The 22,051-nt window shown below is 28.8% G+C and carries 12 protein-coding genes; 7 read left to right on the forward strand and 5 right to left on the reverse strand.

The window, feature by feature from the left end:
- Window positions 1-296 precede the first annotated feature (296 nt).
- Complete coding sequence (locus AWN65_RS01695) at window positions 297-2,066, reverse strand: MutS-related protein (RefSeq protein WP_060381586.1); 1,770 nt, start codon at window positions 2,064-2,066, stop codon at window positions 297-299.
- 83 nt (window positions 2,067-2,149) lie between these two features.
- Window positions 2,150-4,570 carry an efflux RND transporter permease subunit gene (locus AWN65_RS01700; protein WP_060381587.1) on the reverse strand — a complete coding sequence of 807 codons (2,421 nt, stop codon included), beginning with the start codon at window positions 4,568-4,570 and terminating at the stop codon, window positions 2,150-2,152.
- A gap of 172 nt (window positions 4,571-4,742) precedes the next feature.
- Here AWN65_RS01700 and AWN65_RS01705 point away from each other — a divergent pair, with 172 nt between their 5' ends.
- Window positions 4,743-7,013, forward strand: coding sequence for a cation:proton antiporter domain-containing protein (locus AWN65_RS01705; RefSeq protein ID WP_060381588.1), 2,271 nt, complete (start codon window positions 4,743-4,745; stop codon window positions 7,011-7,013).
- Here the strand turns inward: AWN65_RS01705 and AWN65_RS01710 are convergent.
- Complete coding sequence (locus AWN65_RS01710; RefSeq protein ID WP_060381589.1) at window positions 6,996-9,230, reverse strand: DUF5686 family protein; 2,235 nt, start codon at window positions 9,228-9,230, stop codon at window positions 6,996-6,998. The genes AWN65_RS01705 and AWN65_RS01710 overlap by 18 nt on opposite strands.
- A 187-nt stretch (window positions 9,231-9,417) precedes the next feature.
- Here AWN65_RS01710 and AWN65_RS01715 point away from each other — a divergent pair, with 187 nt between their 5' ends.
- The 4 genes from AWN65_RS01715 to AWN65_RS01730 are packed head-to-tail and all read left to right on the forward strand — an operon-like array spanning window position 9,418 to window position 14,470.
- The gene (locus AWN65_RS01715; protein WP_060381590.1) at window positions 9,418-10,089 is read left to right on the forward strand and encodes a TetR/AcrR family transcriptional regulator; all 672 of its coding nucleotides are present in this window, start codon (window positions 9,418-9,420) and stop codon (window positions 10,087-10,089) included.
- Window positions 10,086-11,738, forward strand: coding sequence for a peptidase domain-containing ABC transporter (locus AWN65_RS01720; protein ID WP_060381591.1), 1,653 nt, complete (start codon window positions 10,086-10,088; stop codon window positions 11,736-11,738). The genes AWN65_RS01715 and AWN65_RS01720 overlap by 4 nt, the downstream gene beginning before the upstream one ends.
- A 3-nt stretch (window positions 11,739-11,741) precedes the next feature.
- Window positions 11,742-13,094: an HlyD family secretion protein gene (locus AWN65_RS01725; protein WP_060381592.1), complete on the forward strand. Its 1,353-nt coding sequence runs from the start codon at window positions 11,742-11,744 to the stop codon at window positions 13,092-13,094.
- Window positions 13,094-14,470 (forward strand): TolC family protein, encoded by a 1,377-nt coding sequence (locus tag AWN65_RS01730; protein ID WP_060381593.1) that lies wholly within the window; start codon window positions 13,094-13,096, stop codon window positions 14,468-14,470. The genes AWN65_RS01725 and AWN65_RS01730 overlap by 1 nt, the downstream gene beginning before the upstream one ends.
- 600 nt (window positions 14,471-15,070) lie before the next feature.
- Here the strand turns inward: AWN65_RS01730 and AWN65_RS01735 are convergent.
- Entirely contained in the window at window positions 15,071-17,830 is a 2,760-nt protein-coding gene (locus AWN65_RS01735) for an outer membrane beta-barrel protein (protein WP_060381594.1), read from the reverse strand.
- A gap of 236 nt (window positions 17,831-18,066) precedes the next feature.
- Window positions 18,067-19,341 carry an acetyl-CoA hydrolase/transferase family protein gene (locus tag AWN65_RS01740; protein ID WP_060381595.1) on the reverse strand — a complete coding sequence of 425 codons (1,275 nt, stop codon included), beginning with the start codon at window positions 19,339-19,341 and terminating at the stop codon, window positions 18,067-18,069.
- 122 nt (window positions 19,342-19,463) lie between these two features.
- On the opposite strand from AWN65_RS01740, the gene map reads away from it, so the two are divergent.
- Both map and AWN65_RS01750 read left to right on the forward strand, forming a co-directional pair.
- Window positions 19,464-20,288 (forward strand): type I methionyl aminopeptidase, encoded by an 825-nt coding sequence (map, locus tag AWN65_RS01745; RefSeq protein WP_060381596.1) that lies wholly within the window; start codon window positions 19,464-19,466, stop codon window positions 20,286-20,288.
- Between the two features lie 931 nt (window positions 20,289-21,219).
- Complete coding sequence (locus AWN65_RS01750) at window positions 21,220-21,990, forward strand: class I SAM-dependent methyltransferase (protein ID WP_060381597.1); 771 nt, start codon at window positions 21,220-21,222, stop codon at window positions 21,988-21,990.
- Window positions 21,991-22,051 lie beyond the last annotated feature (61 nt).

The raw sequence follows: 22,051 nt of genomic DNA on the forward strand, positions 1-22,051 counted from the left end.
TTGCGAACTTTTTGGGCAGTTTCAAGGTTAAAAAAATAGTATTATGAGGAAATTTCAAAGTTTAAATGGTATGATTTTTTCAATTATATAAAATCTAGATTACGCATTAGAGATTTATTATAAATGAAAATGATTTTGAATCAAAAAAGAATTTCGTTTCTTGTTCTCAATGTATTAAAACTGCAATTACGGTAAAAAAATCTATGTATTTTCCTTTTTTATTCTTTTTGTTTTCATCAGAAAGCCTAACAAATACTCTGGGGTAAATGAGATGTTAGGAGAATAGTTTTAAAGTCTTATATTACACCCATTTTTTTCATTAAGAAAGTGGCACTTTTATTTTTACAAACACCTTCTCGTAGTTTATAATCAAAAGATAATTCATTGTTTTGTATTTCTACTTCAAAACATTTGTTAAAAAGTTGGTTTTTATAGGTTTCACTCATTTTACATACTTCTAAATCATGTGTAGCAATGCAACCAATTGCTTTTTGGGAAATGATTTTTTTAATTACCTCAATAGTTCCATTTTGTTTATCATCAGAATTGGTTCCTTTTAAGATTTCATCAAGTAAAACAAAACAAACTTCGTTTTCTAATTTTTCGACAATTTGTTTTAATCTTTTCACTTCAGCAAAAAAGTACGATTCGCCATCTGATAATGAATCTGATTGTCTCATGGAGACTATAACATCGTAAGGGTGTACACTTGCTTTAGTAGAACAAATAGGTGCTCCAATACCTGCCAAAACCATGTTAATACCTAAGGTTCTTAAAAAGGTGCTTTTACCAGCCATATTTGAACCTGTAAGAATAACAAATTCATTAGCTTTTAATACAAATGTATTACATATTCTTTTATTTGATTGTAGTAATGGATGTCCAATGTTTTCAAAATTAATTTCTCCATCTGTATTAATTTCTGGAAATACAAAATTTGAATTGTTATATGAAAAGTTAGCTAAACTATTAAGAGCTTCAAACTCACCTACAATTTGTAGCCAAGTTTTTATTTCCTTTGAAAATTGATTTTTCCATAAATATAATTTTCTTAGTGTATGAATATGATAAAGAAAAAAACCGTTTACAAAAACAGCTCCTAAAACGTTTTGTACACTATTAATATTAGTGACTATAGTAAATAATTTTTGGCTGTTTTGAAAGGCTGATTGATTTTCTTTTTGTAGTTTGGATTGAAGTGCAATGAGTTTTAAATTTTCAAATTTTTCAAATTCAATTACTTTAAGGATAGAAGTATATGATTTTATAGATTGTAAGATTTTATCCGAATTAGCTATTTCTTTCTTAATTTTTTTTAATTGACTTATTGTTATTAATAGATTGACGATGAATAAAGCAGAGGTTAAATTATAAAAGAAAGCATTTTGAAAAAAAAAAGTTGCTAAAGAGGTTAATAGGATGGCTGTGGGCAATAAAAAAGAAATAAAAACAATAGATGATGTAAATGTTTTTTCTTTCTTATTGATCCAATGAATTAGATTTTCATATTTTTCTTGATGATCTTCGCTAAACTGAGCTAGAGCTAATAAATGTTGCCTCCATTCAATTTTTTGAGACAATTCTTTTATTGCATCTTGATTTTCTTTTATTTCTTCATTACTTAATTTTCCTTGAAGTAAGTTAGCTAATTTTTCTTTTCCTACGAAAGTAGCGGTTCTATTAAGATTTTGAAATAATGATTTTCTTCCAAATAAATCCAAATCAAAGGAGCAAAAATGATTCGAGTTTATGTATTCTGTTCCTTCTTCAAAAGGAATGCTTTTTCCTGCTAGATACTGAATTTCATTGTTATTGATTAAAATCAGTTTTTGATGTAATTTTTTCTTCCATTTTATTTTTTGATGTTGATTAACCAAAACAAAAAAAAGGAGAATAGAAAAAAGACCAAGCACAAGAAAAAAAGAATCTTTATTTTTAAAGTAGTTATAACTAAAAAATAGAAAAGAGACAATAAAAAGAAAACGCATTAAGCTTATTACTGTGAATTTTGTATTTAGTTTATTAACAATTAGAGTGTTTTGATCTATAAATTGGTTGTATTTCATTTTTGGTTAATCAATTTTTAATTGAAGAATCTTTATAATATATTTAATCTTAAAAAGAGGATTTTATTAAGAATAGGACTAGATTAAATTTCTTTTTTTTCGAAAGCATCTACCTCTTCATCAGTAGGTTCTAAAATATCAATAATTGGTTCGGGTAATTCTTGTTTGTTAGCTAATGTTTTGTTTAGTGATAGGACTAATGAAGGTAATAAAACGAGGTTAGATAACATTCCAAAACTCAAAGTTAAGGCTACTAATCCTCCAAGAGCTACAGTTCCTCCAAAGCTTGATAACATAAATACGGAAAAACCAAAGAAAAGTACTATTGAGGTGTAAAACATACTAATTCCTGCATCATCAAATGTGGCAAAGACTGATTTTTTAATCTTCCAATCGTTACGAGAAAGTTCTAAACGATACTGAGCTAAAAAACGTAATGTATCATCTACTGACATTCCAAAAGCAATTCCAAAAACTAAAATTGTAGAGGGTTTTAATGGTATGCCTAAAAAGCCCATTAATCCAGCAGTCATTAATAGAGGTAATAAATTAGGTATGATTGATACTAATACCATTTTGAATGAACGAAACATAATAGCTACTAAGCCAGCTGTTAAACCAAAAGCCATTAATAAAGAGGAAAGGAGATTGTCTAATAAATATTGCGTTCCTTTTTGGAATACAGAGGGTTTTCCTGTAATAATAACGTCATAGCGTGGCGATGGAAAAAGTTTGTCAATTTTGGCGCGTAATTGTGTTTCAATTGCCTCCATTTTTTCACCGTTTTCATCTTTAATAAAAGTAGTTATTCGTGCATAGCGACCTGTATTATCTACATAACTTTTCATTAAATTTTCTTTCGAATTTTTAGTTGCATTTTTAGCATACGAAAGGATAAAGGCTTGCTCTTGAGTAGTTGGCAACTCATAAAAATCAGGATTTCCGTTATAGTATGCTTGTTTAGCATATTTTACTAAATTAACAACAGAGAGTGGTTTTGAAAGTTCAGGAATGTCATGAATTGTTTCCTGTAACTCTTCCATGCGCTTAAGCATTGAAAGCTTCATTACTCCTTTTTTACGTTTGGTGTCAATCATAATTTCCAAAGGCATTACACCGTCAAACTCTTTTTCAAAAAAACGAATATCATTAAAAAAAGCCGTTTTTTTAGGCATATCTTCTATTATTGAACCCGATATTTTGATTTTATGAATACCAATCATTCCAATGATTAGTAAACAAACGGAAATGGTGTATACGCCTACTTTGTTATATTTTACGGTATTAACAATCCATTTAAAAAAAGAGGTTAAGTATTCTCTTTCTAAATGTCCTAAGTGTCTTGAAATAGGAGCTGGTATATAGCTAAAAAAAACAGGTATGATAAGTATACATAGTACGTAGATAGCCAAAATATTAATAGATGTAATAATTCCAAATTCAACTAATAAAGTGTTATTTGTGGCAATAAAGGTTGCAAAACCAAAAGCTGTTGTTAGGTTTGTCATTAGGGTAGCAGTACCTGTTTTGGTTATAACGCGTTGTAAGGCTTTTGTTTTATTTTTGTGCTTGTAGTATTCTTGATGATATTTGTTAATTAAAAAAATACAGTTAGGGATGCCAATAACAATTACAAGAGTAGGAACTAGGGCTGTTAAAACCGTTATTTCATAATTTAGTAAACCTAATAATCCGAAGGACCACATAACGCCAATAATTACAATTAAAAGTGAAATTGCAGTAGCTCGAAATGAACGGAAAAAGAAAAAGAAAATGAGTCCTGTGACAAATAAGGCTGCACCTATAAAAAGACCAATTTCATCTATAATGGTTTTAGCGTTTAGTGTGCGAATATAAGGCATACCAGACTTGTGAAGTATGAGTCCTGTATTCTTTTCAAATTTTTCAAATTCAGGAATGAGTTTGTTTAGTACATAATCTTTTCGTTTTTTAGTATTTACTATTTTTTTGTCAATATAAATAGCAGAACGAATAGCTCCTGATTTTTTGTTGTATAACAGACCCTCATAAAAAGGAAGGCTATCTAACAATTGTTTTTTTATATTGTTTAGATAATTTTGTTTATTAGTTTGCTTAATATCAACTAGATTTTTTAATTTAAAAGAGTGTTGTGTTTCGTCTTTTTTAAGTGTTTTTAGATTTTCAGGTGAAATAACTAAATCCACTTCAGGATGTTTTTGAATGTTATGTATCATAACACTCCAAGCTCTAAAAACTTTAGGAGTAAATAATTTAGCATCTTTTGTAGCCACGACTATTAGGTTTCCCTCTTCTCCAAAAGTTTTTAAAAAATGTGTGTAATCAATATTTATTTTATCGTCTTGAGGTATTAGGTTTGCCTCTGTTTGAGTAAAACGAATGTGTTTCCACTGAGTAACCAGTCCTATTGTTAGTATAATAACGATTGATAGGACTGTAATTTTGTTACGTAAAATAAATCGGGCAATTAATTCCCAAAAACCAAGGCTTAATAATTTTCTCATATTCTATAAAAGCGATTACAAATTTAGAAAACCAATTTTATTTTTTAGGTCAATTTGCCTAACTTTTATGGATAAGATATTGTAGAATTATTTTTTAATTAAATCTTGTAGAGATTGTTTTATATGACTGCATAATTTATCATATTTGTAAGCATTATGTATTTACGAAAAAATGAAAAAACTTAAAAACGCTATTTTTTATTTTACTGTTACGGGAGTCTTTACAACCTTAATGTATTGGATTGTACAGCAAGGAAAAAATTTAGAAATAGGTAGAAAAATTATAGCTCCTAATTCGAGTAATACGTTATGGGGGCAATTTTTAGAGTCTCTTATTCATAATGTCAAACATCCTTTAGCAATTTTATTAGCACAGATCATTACAATAGTAATAGTGGCACGTTTTTTTGGTTGGATTTTTAGAAAAATTGGACAACCATCTGTAATAGGCGAAATTATTGCAGGTATATTTTTAGGACCTTCTGTAGTAGGGATGTATTTTCCTGAAATTACAGCTCTTATTTTTCCTTCAGAGTCGTTGGGTAATTTACAATTTTTAAGTCAGATAGGTCTCATTCTTTTTATGTACGTAATAGGAATGGAATTAGATTTAAAAGTATTAAAAAATAAAGCCAATGATGCGGTAGTAATAAGTCATGCTAGTATCATTATTCCTTTTGCTTTAGGAATGGTATTAGCTTATTTTGTATATCATAAATTTGCACCTCAAGGAGTAGAATTCTTATCTTTTGCTTTGTTTTTAGGAATTGCTATGAGTATTACAGCTTTTCCTGTTTTAGCACGTATTGTACAAGAAAGAGGATTGCATAAAACCAAGTTAGGTACAATTGTAATTACTTGTGCAGCAGCTGATGATATAACAGCTTGGTGTTTGTTAGCAGCAGTCATTGCTATTGTTAAAGCGGGGACTTTTGCTAGTTCATTGTATATAATTGCGTTAGCCGCTATTTATGTTTTAATTATGTTGTTTTTCGTAAAACCATTTTTGAAACGAGTAGGGGATTTGTATTCAAAAAGTGAAAGTTTGAGTAAACCTGTAGTAGCAATCTTTTTTTTAACTCTAATTATTTCGTCATACTGTACTGAAATAATAGGAATTCACGCCTTATTTGGCGCATTTATGATGGGAGCTATTATGCCAGATATTGCTAAATTTAGACATATCTTTATTGATAAAGTAGAAGATGTTTCCCTTATACTGCTACTCCCTTTATTTTTTGTTTTTACAGGATTAAGAACACAAATTGGATTAATTAATGAACCTTACTTGTGGAAAGTAACAGGCTTCATTATCTTAGTTGCTGTAACAGGTAAATTCATTGGAGGAGCACTAACATCTAAATTCGTTGGACAAACATGGAAAGACAGCTTTGTAATAGGAGCACTCATGAATACACGTGGTTTAATGGAGTTAGTAGTACTAAATATAGGGTATGATTTAGGAGTGCTTACTTCTGAAATCTTTACTATGATGGTTATTATGGCTTTAGTAACAACCTTCATGACAGGTCCTGCTTTAGATTTAATTAATTTTATTTTTAAAACGAAAGATCAAATACTTCCTGAAATTACAGAAGGATTACATAAATTTAAAATATTAATCTCATTCGGAAATCATGAAAAAGGTAAATCATTACTGAAAGTAGCCAATGCTCTTACCAAAAAACAAAAAGAAAATTCTGCTATTACGGCCATGCACCTTTCTGTAAGTGATGAAATGCACGGTTATAATACAGAAGAATATGAAAAAGAATCATTTGTACCCATTTTAGAAGAATCTAAAAATTTAAACCAAGAAATATTAACTATTTTTAAGGCGACCGTAGATATAGAAACAGATATTGCTGAAGTAGCAGGTAAAGGAGATTACGATTTACTTTTAGTTGGTTTAGGGAAATCTATTTTCGAGGGTTCTCTTTTAGGAAAAGTAATTGGTTTTACAACTCGATTAATAAATCCAGATCGACTATTAGACAAGTTAACAGGAAAAGAAGGTTTGTTTGCTAATTCCATATTTGATGAGAGAACCCAGCAGATAATATCTAAAAATAAAACACCTCTGGGAATATTAGCTGATAATGAATTGCAATCTTTAGATAAGATCTTTGTACCCTTCTTTTGTTCAGAAGATGCTTTTTTAGTAGACTATATTCAAAAGTTTGTATACAATAATAATTCTAAGGTAAATGTAGTAGATCTAAAACATCAACTAGAAAGCAATTATCTGATAAAAAATGCAATCGAATCACTAGATCGAGAATTTCCAGACAATATTTCTATAGTTAAAGAAAGTCAAGTTCAAAAAGCCTTTTTGGTTAAACAAGATTTGATGCTAATTAGTCTTGAAAGTTGGAAGAAATTAGTAGCCTCTAATAATTTATGGTTAAGTAATTTACCATCTGTATTAATTATTAAACCCTAAATCAATTATTAAACTTAGTTTTATAGCCAGATTATCTTTAAAAGTAGGTAACTGATTAGGCCCAAATCTATAAAAGCTTGATATTCCTAAGCCATTATAGATTTGGGTTATTTCTATACCTGACTCCCAATACCCTTTATCTAATGTTTTAAAAGTAATGTCTTTGTGATTCTCTTTTGCATTAAGATTTCCTATTCCATATCTAAGTACAGCGTTAAAAATAGGATTTATTTGTCTATTAATTTCCCATTTTGAAAACTGATACTGAATATGAGTATAAAGTTGTTTATTTGAAAAAAATTCATTGAAAAACATTGTTTCAAAACTATCCCTACCCGCAAAGTTAACTCGTTCAATAATCTTTTCTTTTTGTAAATTATTAGGAGAATGACTATATAGATGGGTAATAGGAACCTTTCCATCTATGTAACCCATTTCTAACTGAAAATCAATTTTATGATTATTAAATACCTTTTTTTGATATTCAAATCGAAAATCAAATCGAGTATATTGAAATACATCATTTAGCGAATTAGGAAACGTTTTTGAAAATTGAAACGTAAATCTAGGATATTCTTTTCTATATTCAATTCTACCACTGGGGGTTTGCATATACTTACTAAAAGGATTCCATTGAGAAGAAAAACAAAAAGTATTTATATTAAATTCTTTATAAGAGTTACCATTCGTCTCATAACGATATTTAAATAAAGGCGTAATATTGCTCTTTGTTATCTGAAGAATAGATTCTGTTTTAGGTATTATTTTGTTTTCTATAAAAGCTCTCAGTGTACGATGATTATAAAAAGTAGTTAAATTAAAAGGTCTTGAATCGTAAATTTTGAAAGCTTTTTTGTTTATTTCGAAGTTATTATTAGCTATTTCTGTTATATCATCTTGATAACCAAAACCCAGCCATGTTTCAGCACTACGATCTAATAATAAAGAAACAGAAGCCCCTTTTTTGAAATCATAATCTTTAGTACCATAGCCAAAATATGCCTCTGTTCTAAAATATTTAGAAAAATGATCATTAGTAATACCTCCTAAGCCTAAGCGTATCCCTTCGTGATTATTGTATCTAAAAAGATACCTTAGATCCAAATCAAAAAAAACTATAGGATAATATCCTTTTATGATTTTACGACCAATTTTTAGCTTGTTTTCATATTTTCGAGCATCTATTAAACTATCTAAAGAAAGATAAGTAGGTAAACTTCGTTTATCAATAGAATCTTGAAAAGATTCAAACCAAGTAGATTCTTTTCTTTTGCTCGCTTTATTTGATAACGATATAGGAAAGTATTTCTTATTTATAACAAAGTCGCCTAAAGTAAATTTAGAATATTGAGTAGTAACGATTATTTCAATAAAATCAGAAGCATATTTTTTTCCTGTAGGATTATATTTCTTTTCAGATCCCTCAAAAGTTATATATTCGCCTAAAATTTTTACTGGATATTTACTATTTCCTTTTTTTAAGATTAATTGCGTGCGCAAAGGAAACCAAGTGTTTACGGTTTTATTATAATTATAATGATGATAAGAATGGCATTCAATCTTTCCTAATGTATAAAAATATGCCCTAGCAATATTAAAATTTTCAGTATCTATAAAATAATCTCCTTTTACTAAATCTGGATTTTTGTTGTTTTTAGGACAAAACGTTATTTGAACCAGTTTACGATTCTGATCAGAAACATAATTAGTAATAGAAAATAAATACTTCGTTAAACCTTTTTCCGAAATGGGATTGATATATTCTTTTTCTGCAATTTCTAATTTAGAATTATATAAATTAAAAGGATGAAGTTGTAAGGTAAAATATTCTACTATCGGTTCCTTAAAACCAGCCATGCGCGTAGCAATTATTTCTTCCTTAATGTTTTTATTATTTTTTGTAATTATAGAAATTTTTTCTGCTTGATATAAATGTTGTTTTGAAATGATCTTTTTAAATTTATAATCAGAAGAATCTATTTCTTTAATGACTTTATTTCCTTTCTTAAACTTATAAATAGTATCTATATGTCCATAAGAATCTTTTGGATCGGCTGTAATGATTAGGTTGTTATAACTTGTTAATTGATATTTAAGCCCTTGGTTTGTATATTGATGAAGTAAAACTTTTCTTATGTAGTAATCAGCACTCTCCTGACCATATAAATATAGGGGGAATAATAAAATAAAGAATATTAGGTAGTTAAGTTTAGGCATTGGGAGCTTTTTACCAAAATTACAAAAAGCTTTTTATATTTTATGATTTTTAGATTACAGTTTTAATTTTAAAGAATAAAAGTCAAACTCTCAATTGTAATAGTATTAGATAATTAAATAAAAGTTAAATTTGTTGTTTCAATAGTAATACTATTATTTTTTTATATATTTGTTCAAAAAAATAAAGATGAAACATCTTCTGTCAAATATGAAAATAGCGGTTAATGACAAATTATATGTCAAGGATCCTGAAACCTCAGAATTGGGAAGGAAGATTATCGAACATAGTATTATCCTTATTGATGAAATAGGTTTCGAATTATTTACGTTTAAAAAATTAGGAGAGCGTATTCAGTCAAATGAGAGTTCTATTTATCGTTATTTCGAAAATAAGCATAAGCTAACCCTGTACTTGTCTTCTTGGTATTGGGCATGGATGGAATATCATATTGTTTTTAAGACAACAAATATTTCAGACTCAATAGAAAAGTTAGAAAAAACTATTAAAATTGTATCTCAAAATATACAAGATGATGCCAGTACATCGTATATAAATGAAACCATTTTAAACAGGATTATCGTTTCTGAGTTTACTAAAACTTTTTTAACTAAAGAAGTAGATGAGGAAAATAAAGAAGGTTATTTTGTGGTATATAAAAGAGTTGTAACGAGAATAGTTGATATTATTAATGAAATAAATCCCTCCTATAAATATGCCAAAACATTAGCCTCCACTATAGTAGAAGGAGCTCTACATCAACAATTCATTAAACAACATTTTAAAACGATTACAGATTTTAATGAAAAAGATGATGTGTCTGAATTTTTTATTGATTTAGCTAAAAAAACTATATTATGACACCCTTTGAACGATTTAAAAAACTCATTTCTTTAGATAAAAAAGATATTTCTCAAATCTTTTTGTACGCTATTTTTTCAGGGATAATAAGTTTATCATTGCCATTGGGTATACAGTCTATCATTAATTTTATACAAGCAGGACAAGTAAGTACTTCTTGGATAGTATTAGTGATGGTTGTAATTATAGGCGTTGCCTTAGTTGGCATTATGAAAATTATGCAATTTAGAATTACCGAAAACTTACAACAAAAAATATTTGTTCGTGCTTCTTTTGAGTTTGCTTATCGATTTCCAAGAATAAAAACAAGCGAATTTCGTGACGAATACCCACCTGAATTAGCCAATCGTTTTTTTGATACCTTAAATATTCAAAAAGGTGTATCCAAATTACTTCTAGACATTTCAACAGCTTTATTACAAATCCTATTTGGAATTGTCTTACTATCCCTATACCATTCATTTTTTATTTTTTTCGGAATTATATTAATGACGCTATTGTACTTAATCTACCGAATGAATTTTACAGCTGGATTAGCAACCAGTCTAAAAGAATCTAAATACAAATACAAAGTAGCACATTGGTTACAAGAAATTGCACGGAATCATATTAGTTTTAAAAATCAAAATTTATTTTTATTCTCCTTAGAAAAAAATGATAAGCTAGTAAATGAATATTTAGAACAAAGAGAAAACCATTTTAAAATCCTTCGTAAACAGTTTATCCAATTAGTAGGTTTTAAAATTTTACTAACAGCAGGATTATTAATAATAGGAGGAGTATTAGTGTTAAATCAACAGATGAATATAGGTCAGTTTGTAGCAGCAGAAATAGTAATCCTAAGTATTGTAGCAGCAGTTGAAAAATTATTTTCAGGTTTAGAACTATTTTACGATGTTCTTACCTCCCTAGAAAAATTAGGAGCAGTTGTTGATAAAGAAGTAGAAATACTGACAACAGAAAAAAGACTATATAAATTAGATAAAATAACTACTATAAAAATAGAAACCAAAGACTTAGCCTTTACATACAAAGGATCTGATATTCCTACTTTATCTAACATTAATATCAAAATAGAATCAAAAGATAAAATACTAATAAAAGGAGATAATGGGGCAGGAAAAACAACACTTATACGTTTGTTAGCACGTTTAATAGAACCCACATCAGGAACCATTTATCTCAATGAAACCAATTATAAAAAATACGCATTAGAAGAATTTAGAACCCAAATAGGTATTATTACACTCAATGAAGCTCCTTTTGAAGGAACTATCCTAGAAAACATTACTTGTAATAATCCTTCTATTACTATAGAACAAGTATTAGATGCCTTAGAAAAAGTAAAATTAACCGAAGTAATTAAAAATCTTCCCAACGGACTAGATACTCAGCTTTTTCCTGAAGGAAAACAAATTAATTCGTCGGTAACCCAAAAAATAGTTTTGGCACGTTGTATTATTCAACAACCTAAGATTTTATTCCTTGAAGATCCAGTAGACAAATCAGATGACAAATCAGCAAAAGAAATAATTGATTATTTAACCAGTAATGAAAATGATTGGACACTAGTAGTGATCAGTAAGAACCCCTATTGGGAACAAAAATGTAATAAAACATTTAAAATAAATAACGGTCATTTAGTATAAGTCATGCTTAATATAACTCACAACAGAATAGAAAAATCAGTTGATTTGACCAAATATAAATCAACTAAAGTATTTGCGGAGAATAAACAATATAAAATAATAAAACGAATTTTTGTAAGTACAGGAATTCTTTTATTATCCTTCCTTTTTCTTCCTTGGACACAAAATATAAAAGGAGGAGGATATGTAACTACACTTAAGCCCAATCAGAGACCTCAAGAAATTCAAACAACCATTGCAGGACGTATAGAAAAATGGTTTGTACAAGAAGGAGATTTCGTCAAAAAAGGAGATACCATTGTTTATATTTCAGAAATTAAAGAAGACTACCTTGATCCTAATTTGGTTCAAAACACAGCTAATCAGGTTAGAGCAAAAGAAAGTGCTGTAGTATCCTATGATCAAAAAGTTAAAGTTCTAGAAAAACAAATAGGAGCCATAGAAACAGAAAAAAAATTAAAATATAAACAAGCTCAAAACAAACTTAAACAATCCTATTTAAAAACAAAAAGTGATAGTATTGATTTAGAAGTTGTAAAAAATCAACTAAAAATTGCTCGTACACAATTTAATCGTTCAGTAAATTTACATAAAGAAGGATTAAAACCTCTAACAGATGTAGAAGAAAAAAGAATGAAACTTCAAGATCTAGAAGCAAAAAACAATACCCAAGAAAATAAATACATTGCCGCTAAAAATGATGTGTTGAATGCCCAGATGGAACTTCATCGTATTCAAGCTGAATATGCTGAAAAAGTAGCTAAAGCAAGTAGTGATAAACAAACAGCTTTGAGTTCGCAATATGATACAGAGGCACAAGTAAATAAATTGAAAAATCAATATACTAATTATAAAATTAGAAATAGACTATACTACATTACAGCACCGCAGGATGGTTATGTAAATAGAGCCTTACAATCAGGCGTAGGAGAAACTATAAAAGAAGGTACCTCCATTGTAAGCATAATGCCTGCTAATTTTGAAATTGCAGTAGAAACATATATTGACCCCATTGACTTTCCTTTAGTTAATAAAGGAGAAAAAGTTAGAGTATGGTTTGATGGATGGCCTACTATTGTATTTAGTGGATGGCCAGGTGTATCTTATGGTACATTTGGAGGTGTTATTGTAGCAAAAGAAAACTTTATTAGTGATAATGGAAAATATAGGGTACTTATAGCACCTAATCCCAAAGATAAGAAGTGGCCTCATTTGTTAAGTATAGGAGCAGGTGCAAAAACTTTAGCACTATTAAATGATGTACCTATTTGGTTTGAAATTTGGAGAACTTTAAATGGTTTTCCCCCTAATTTTTATAAAGTGGATAATAAATCAAAAGAAGAAAAGAAAAAGTAATGAAAAAACTATTTTTAATACTCTTTTTTAGTTCAATAAGAATGGTAGCACAAACCCAAGAACTCAGCTATGACGAGTTCTTAGGATATGTGAAAAAATATCATCCACTCGTAAAACAAGCAAATCTGAACATATCAGAATCACAGGCACAATTAATGCAAGCACGTGGTGCCTTTGATCCTAAAATTGAAATTGATTTTGACAAAAAGAATTTTAAAGAAAAAAATTATTACTCTCTTTTTAATAGCAGTTTTAAAATTCCAACTTGGTATGGAATTGAATTTAAAGCCGCTTTTAACAATAACGAAGGACTTTTTGTAAATCCAGAAATAAAAACACCTAATAAAGGATTGACATCTTTAGGAATTAATGTACCTATCGGACAAGGTTTATTCATAAATCAGCGAATGGCGGATATTCGTAAAGCCAAATTAGCACTTACACTTAATACTGCAGAACGTGATTTGCAAGCTTTAGATCTATTGTATGAGGCATCTATAAGTTATTTTAATTGGAAGCGTGTTTATCACGAAGTACAATTATATGAATCTTACTTAAAAAATGCTTCCATTCGATTTCAAGGAGTTCAAAAGCTTATAGAGCAAGGTGATAAACCCGCCATAGATAGTATAGAAGCCGGAACAATAGTAAAAAATCGTTTGTTAAACTTGGAAGACGCAAAACTAAAATTAACAAAAGCGAAACTAGAAGTATCTAATTATATCTGGACCGAAAATAATATTCCTCTAGAAATTAATGAGAGTATTCATCCCGAAATAGAATTAGAAACAACAATACGAAATACTTTATCCAGAATAGAATCAAATCAGTTAAAAATTGAAAATCATCCCAAAATAAAAGCATTGAATACTAAAATAGAAATGTTAACTATTGAACAACGATTAAAAACCAATGCGCTTTTACCAAAGTTAGATTTTAGCTATAATTATCTTTCTGAACCCGATTATTTTGGGAAGTATCGTTTTCAAGATTACAAGCTAGGTATCAATTTTATAATGCCTTTGTTTTTAAGAAAAGAAAGAGGAAATTTAAAGTTAGCAAGTTTGAAAATACAAGATATACAATTTAGTTTACAATTTGAAAAACAACAATTAAAAAACAAAATAGAAGCATTAAGTCAAGAAAAAAAATCATTAGAAAAACAACTTCAACTTAATAAAAAGCTGGTGTCTGATTTTCAAAAAATGTTGTCAGCAGAAGAACGTTTATTTACAATGGGAGAAAGTTCCTTGTTCTTGATTAACTCAAGAGAAAATTCCTTAATAAGTTCTAAACTTTCTAATATTACTTTAGAAAACAGGTTTTATAATTTATTGATTAGTGTTTATAGATCATGGGGCAGTTATGATTTATAAAAAAGTTGTGAACTAGGTTCTGTATTTCATTTTTTGTTTCGTGTTATTTTTCAATAAAGGATGCCTCAAAAAAGTATTAAAGGGTTGAGGCATACCCGTTAGAAAGAGGAACCTAGTCCAACTTTAATGTAAAGATATTTAAAAATAAATCTTTTCCTATACGAATATATTTTAAAAATAAAATGCACGAAATTTTTTCCTAAATATGCTTTTACATTGAAAACAGAAAAGGAGGTTGTCCAAAAAGTGTAGTTTGTTACCCCGTAAGTAAGAGTCTTATAATCAGTATTGTGTGATTTCACCCTTTGGTAGAGATGAACAAGATTCCGAGCTTTTTGGAAAGTCTCTAGGTTAAAAAAATAGCATTATGAGGAAATTCCAAAGGTAAAATGGTATAAAACGATTTTAAAAAATATTTCGTTTATTACTAAAAAAGGTCTCATTTTTTCTCCTAAAGGCAGCATTTTTATTTAACAGAATTTCCATAACTAAAAATATTGTAGTTTTAGCTATGCTTAAAAATCTTGCCTTGATAAAAAAAGTATCTTATAAAAATTGTTCACTCTATATTGTAACAAACCTCAGCTCTAAAAACTGGATCTATTTCGAGTTGGTTTTTTCTTTACCAGCAAATTTTTCAATTTTATAAGTTAGTGAAAACATCGCATAACGTCTTAAAACAATATTTTCTTCATCACGTATAGCTGCACTGGTTACAACTCTGGTTGCATTTTGATTCTGGTTTAACACATCGTACACTTTTACTTTTGCAATCATCTTTTTATCAAAAAAGCTATAAGACAAACTTGTATTCCATAAATAAAAGTCTTTTTTAAAACCATCAGCAATATTTGAATTGTAATTATAAGAAAAATCATTACCAAACATCCAGTTTTTAGGCCAATAATTAGTGGTTTGCAAACTTAATTTATGAGTAACTATGTTTGCAGAATTTATAAAATAATTAGTATAATTTGTCTTTGAAATTGGCACCGAATAACTTGAATTCATAGAAAAAAGCTCTCCAAAATCATAATTCAAATTAACCCTTGGTGTCATTTTAACCGTCCTTGCTTCAAATTCGAGACCATTGTTAAAACCTTTAGATAAATCATAATTAATATTTGCACCTAAAGTAAACTTAAGGGTATGAGCATCTTTTTTGAATGTTTTATTTCCACTTAATCCTACCCAAGTATTAAATGTACCGCTTGTATTTTTGTATGTAGTGATTCTCTTTCTATCTGCATCAAAATCAGTTGAAATTACAATTTGGTTTTCATATAAATTACTCCCAAAGTAAAAATTATAACCTGCTTTTTTTGAACTATTAAAGTTTCTAAATTGTCCATATATATTATGAGATTTATTTACAGAAACATTCTCATTACCAACAAATGTATTCAATGGATTTGACAAGTCGATAACAGGTAAAATTTGATTTGCTTCTGGAAATTCATTTCTAAAATTATAATTCAAATAAATAAACTTTGTTTTTGAAAAATTATAATCAAAATATATAATAGCATAGGGATAAGCTAACGTTCTCTTAACCTCATTATAGTTTGATAAGTAGAATGAATTTGCAGTGAAATTAGCAACCGTAGTCCCTAAAGAAAAACTCAAACTAACTTTCTTTTTATTAATCGCCAATCCACCAAACACTGAATTTTCACTTAAATTTGATGAAAAAACAGAACTCAACTGATCGTTAAAATTAGTGTACGATTGTGTTAAAGCATTAAAATCAAAACTTTGTGTATCATTTTTCTTATTATTCCTCTCAAAATTATATCCTATACTTAACTGTAAAGAGTCTTTTATAGGTTCAAGATATTCTAAAGTAAAATGATAGTTTTGTTTATTATTTTTAGTTTTAAAAATTTGATTTCTAGGGTCTTCTAAAAGACTTAAATAAAATTTTGTAAATGAATTATTTACTTCATTACCTGACTCATTTGTAATATCATTATCAAAATTCAAACTTAAATTTCGTCCTTTTCTTCTAAATGATTTATTAATTGTTAACGAATTAGTAAAATTATTACTTTCATTCATACTTGTTTTACTACCATTGCTTTCATTTAGAGTTGTCCCTGTTTCATTTCTTGAAACTTCTGAATTTTTATTAGACAAATCATTTTTAGCAAGAAGAAAATTAGGATTAATAGAAATTACAAAAGTAGAATCGATCTTGTATTCAAATTCGGTTCCTAACTTATGTACAAATCTACTTTCATTTGAAACTGATTCAGATTCAGTAATAAATTTGCCGGTAGCTAAAAAATTTTCTAAACGTGTTTTATTCGTATTATTTGAATTAGAACTTGTAAAGAAATAATTTGCATTTACTGAAAAATCTTTTAATGGTTCATCTGTATAATTAATGCCTACTAAATTAGACTGCGTAATTCCTTTATTATTATCAAAATGAATATTACCTATACCCAAAACCCCCGAATCGTTATAATAAATACTGCTCCTACCACCACCCATATTGTCGAAAATTTCGTCCATCGAAAACCCTGCGGCATTTATATTATTTGAAGAAGCTAAAACACTTATTTTTCGTTTATTCTTAAAATAATTCACTAAAGCACTACTTTCATAGCGCTCTTTTGTGCCTAAACCTCCCATGAATTTACCAAATAAGCCTTTTTCCTTATCTTTATCGATAATTAGGTTAATACTTGCTTCATTAGACTTTGCCTTTTGTTTTGACAATTCCTCTTTTTTTGTCTTTGAATCTGTTATTTGAACTTTTTTAATCAATTCAGAGGGTAGGTTTTGAATAGCTATTTTCCCGTCTTTATCAAAAAAAGGTTTTCCGTTAACCAAAATTTTATTTATTTCTTTTCCGTTAACCGTAATCTTCCCATCTGTTCCTACTTCAACGCCTGGCAATTGTTTTAAAAGCGTTTCAACATTTGCATCAGGGCGGACTTTAAAGGAGCTAGCATTAAATTCTAAAGTATCTTTTTTTATCCTAATAGGTGGCGCTTCCGATTTTACTACAATTTCGTCTAAAACTTTTGATGCTTTTGTAATTTCTATACTCTCTAACTTTAAATTTGAGTTTAATTGTTGAAATTTCTTCTTATAATCTTCATATCCTTGATGTGAAACTCTTAAATAAAAAGCCTCTTTAATAGGTTTGAATTTAAATTCAAAAGCTCCCTTAGCATTGGTAATCGTATAATCTATTATTGAGGAGTCTTTTACTTTTGTGACATATACAGTAGCTGCTTCAAGAGCTAATTTACTTTCTGAATCAACAATTTTACCTGTTATATTTACATCTTGAGCAAATGTAAAAAATGGTATAAAGATAAGAAGTACGCGAAAATACAGATTGGGCATGATTTTTTTCGTTTTTTATTTTAAAGCACAAATAAATTCAAAATAAATTATTTTAAAAGTTTAATCAAAAAATATGACACTCTCATATAAGCAGAATTACCTACATACGCTAAAATAGAGCACAATTTGCAAATTTGACATAATTTGTGTTAAATGGTATAAAACGATTTTAAAAAATATTTCGTTTATTACTAAAAAAAAGGTCCCATTTTTTAGGGACAGCTTTCTTTTTATTATTATATATTTTTTAAATATTCTGTATATTCCTTTTCAATGCGTTCTTGATGAGAAGGATGCGCAATTTTTACCATTTCACCTACACGTTGTTTGAGTGTTTTTCCATATAGGTCAGCTATACCATTTTCTGTAATAATATACTGCACATGTGAACGAGTAGTCACTACACCAGCTCCTTGTTTTAAGAAGGGAACAATTCTACTCTCACCTTTTTTCGTAATAGAGGGTAAAGCAATAATTGCTTTTCCTTTTTCGCTAAGTGAAGCCCCACGAATAAAATCCATTTGTCCGCCCACTCCCGAGTACATTTTCATTCCTATAGAATCAGCACAAACTTGTCCTGTTAAATCCACCTCAATAGCTGAATTAATAGCCACCATTCTTTTGTTTTTTCGTATTCTAGCCGTGTCATTTACAAATGAAGATTCTTTCATTTCAATAAAAGGATTGTCATTTACAAAATCGTACAATCGTTGAGAACCTATTAAAAAAGTAGCCAATACTCTTCCTTGTAATATCCCTTTATAATTACAGTTAATAATATCTTTTTCAATCAAGTCAATTACCCCATCACTAAACATTTCAGTATGTAATCCTAAATCTTTATGATTCGTAAGTTTAGATAATACAGCATTAGGTATAGAACCAATGCCCATTTGTAAGGTACTTTTGTTTTCTATTAAACTAGCTACATAACTTCCTATTTTTTCTTCTTCAGCAGAAATAGGAGCTATCTCATGACCAAATATAGGATGATTAACCTCTACCATATAATCTATTTCGGTTTCGTGTAGGATTCCGTCTCCAAAAGTTCTTGGCATTTGAGGATTTACCTGAGCAATAACAATTTTAGCATTTTCTATAGCTGCTAAACTGGCTTCCACAGAGGTACCCAACGAGCAATAACCATGTTTGTCTGGTGGTGATACGTGAATAAAAACAACATCTAATAGAACCACTTTTTTTCGAAACAAATTAGGTAATTCACTTAAAAAAACAGGGGTATAAGAACCATTTCCCTCCTTTAGAGTATGACGCACATTGGCTCCTATAAAAAAAGAGTTAACATGAAAACTATTTGCTAAAGCAGGATCTGCATAAGGAGCTTCCCCTTCTGTATGCAAATGGCAAATTTCTACATTTTTTAACTCCGATGCCCTATCCGTTAAAGCCCTAGTTAATATACTGGGAGCAGCTGCAGCCGCTTGTATATAAACTCGATCACCAGATTTGACCACTTTTACAGCTTCCGCTGCTGATACATATTTACTCATAACCTAAAATTTTATCCCAAATTTAAGTGTTTACTAAGTATCGTAATATGATAAATCTCATGCTTAAAAATAGAGTGTTTATTAAAACTATTATTGTATTTTTGCAAACTTACTTTTAAGAAATGAGTAAAATAATATTAAAAACACGCGAGCAGATAGAATTAATGCGCGAAAGTGCTTTAGTTGTATCCAAAACTTTAGGGATGTTAGCTTCAGAAATCAAGCCTGGAGTAAGTACCCTATATTTAGATAAATTAGCTGAAAATTTTATTCGTGATCACGGAGCAACACCTGCTTTCTTAGGTATGTACGGTTTTCCTAACTCACTATGTATGAGTCCTAATTCGCAGGTAGTTCATGGAATTCCAACGGATAAACCGTTAGAAGAGGGCGATATTATTTCAGTAGATTGTGGAGCCTTAAAAAATGGGTTTTATGGAGATCATGCCTATACTTTTGAAGTAGGAGAGGTGGATCTAGCCACTAAAATGCTTTTAAAAACCACAAAAGAATCACTATATATTGGTATTCGTGAATTAAAAACAGGAAACAGAACAGAAGACGTTGGTCATGCAATCCAAAAATATTGTGAAAGTCATGGTTATGGTGTCGTTCGTGAACTGGTAGGGCACGGTATAGGGCAAACAATGCACGAAGCACCCGAAATGCCTAATTATGGTAAAAAAGGACGTGGAAAATTATTGGAAGAAGGCTTAGTAGTAGCAATTGAACCAATGATTAATATGGGAACTAAAAATATCAAGCAACATAAAGACGGCTGGACCATTACCACTGCTGATGGAAAACCTTCTGCCCATTTTGAGCACGATGTAGCCATAATTGATGGAAAACCAGAACTCCTTTCAACCTTTGCATACATTTATCAAGCGTTAGGCATACAAAGTAATGAAGAGGATGAATTTAGAGCTAATAAATTAGTATTTTGATAATCCTTCAATAGAAAGTGCGGATATAATCATAGATGGAATTACCTTAATAGCTGGACAAAATGATTCTAGTAAAAGTATTGTAAGTAAAGTTACGTACTCAATAATAAAAGGATTTAATCAAAATAAAAATTCTTTTGACGAGGAATTTATGAATAGCAACACATTATTATCAAGAAAATAGTAAAAGAAATTAATAAATTCGATAGCACTTCGTTGAAAGTATCCCAAACAAAATCAATAGATAAAAGTTAGATAGAATTGGTTAGTTTTTTTGATAATTTAGAACTTGATACTGATATTAAGAAAAATATTTCTACAAAAATATTTTTCCTAGAAGATTATTAACACAAAGAAACCAATATCATTCTTAAAAAAAACAACTAATTTTTATTTTGAAGAAAAAATAATCATGAATTAAGTTCGGAAATTATTGATGTAAATAATCAACCTAGTAAAATATATGGATTCATTTCTAATGCCTTTCACATATTAAACAAAATAAAATATGAGGTTCAATAAAAAATAAAATTTATATTAGATGAGATTATTCTTGGTAAAGGGATTTAAGAGGTAAGTTTTAATAAACAATATTAAGACCATACTCGTTTTGTAAAATATCTCGTTGAATAAAAAAATGTTATAAATTGGATAACTTTATCTCTTAACAATAGCAAAGTTGACCCTTTAGATCTTAAAGAAAGTAATATTTTTTTATTGAATTTAAAGATGAAAAGGTTACAATCTGACCCATAATTGAAAAAAAAATGGAAGTTGTTTCTGAAATTTTTCAAACAATCAACAAAAGACTAAACATATATTTAAAAAATAGTGTCTAAACTAATGATTTTTATGAAAGAAAAATAACATTCATACTTGTTCTTAGTTCAAAAAAATGATACCACGATTTTAAATTACCATAAAACAAAAAATGAAAAAAATATTTAAATTCTTTTTAAATGTAATCCCAAGACCAATTCTGATAAGAATTAGTTTTATAGTACGCCCCATATTAGCATTTGTATTAAAAGGAAACCAATTTACAGATCCTATAGACGGAAAAAGTTTCAGAATGTTTCTTCCCTATGGTTATGGTAATCAAAGGAATAATGTTCTTTCACCTAGTACACTTTCATTAGAAAGACACCGTTTGTTGTGGTTATATCTTCAAAATGAAACTGATTTTTTTATAGCTAAGAATAAAAAAAAAGTATTGCATTTTGCTCCAGAACAAGAGTTCTATAAACGGTTTAAAAAACAAATGAATATAGAATATGTTACTACCGATTTATTTTCACCATTAGCTGATGTAAAAGCAGATATATGCAATCTTCCGTTTGAAGATAATTCGTATGACATTATTTTTTGTAATCATGTTTTAGAACATATTCCAGATGACACAAAAGCCATGCAAGAATTATATCGTGTACTTAAACCAGGAGGAATAGGAATTTTTCAGATTCCACAGGATTATTCACGACAAACTACCTTTGCTGATGATACAATAACAGATCCAAAAGAACGTGCAAAAATATTCGGACAATATGATCATGTGCGTGTATATGGACTAGATTATTTTGATAAATTAAGAAGTATAGGTTTTACCGTTAAAGAAGTAGATTATACAAAAATATTGGGAGACTCATTGATTCAAAAATATTGTTTAGCAAAAGGCGAAATTATTCCCGTTTGTTTTAAATAAAAGAAAAATAAATTATCTAAAAGGAGGAGTTTTATTAAAAATGATGAAATTCCTCCTTTTT

The organism is Flavobacterium covae, from assembly GCF_001534645.1.
Classification (GTDB): Bacteria; Bacteroidota; Bacteroidia; order Flavobacteriales; family Flavobacteriaceae; genus Flavobacterium; species Flavobacterium covae.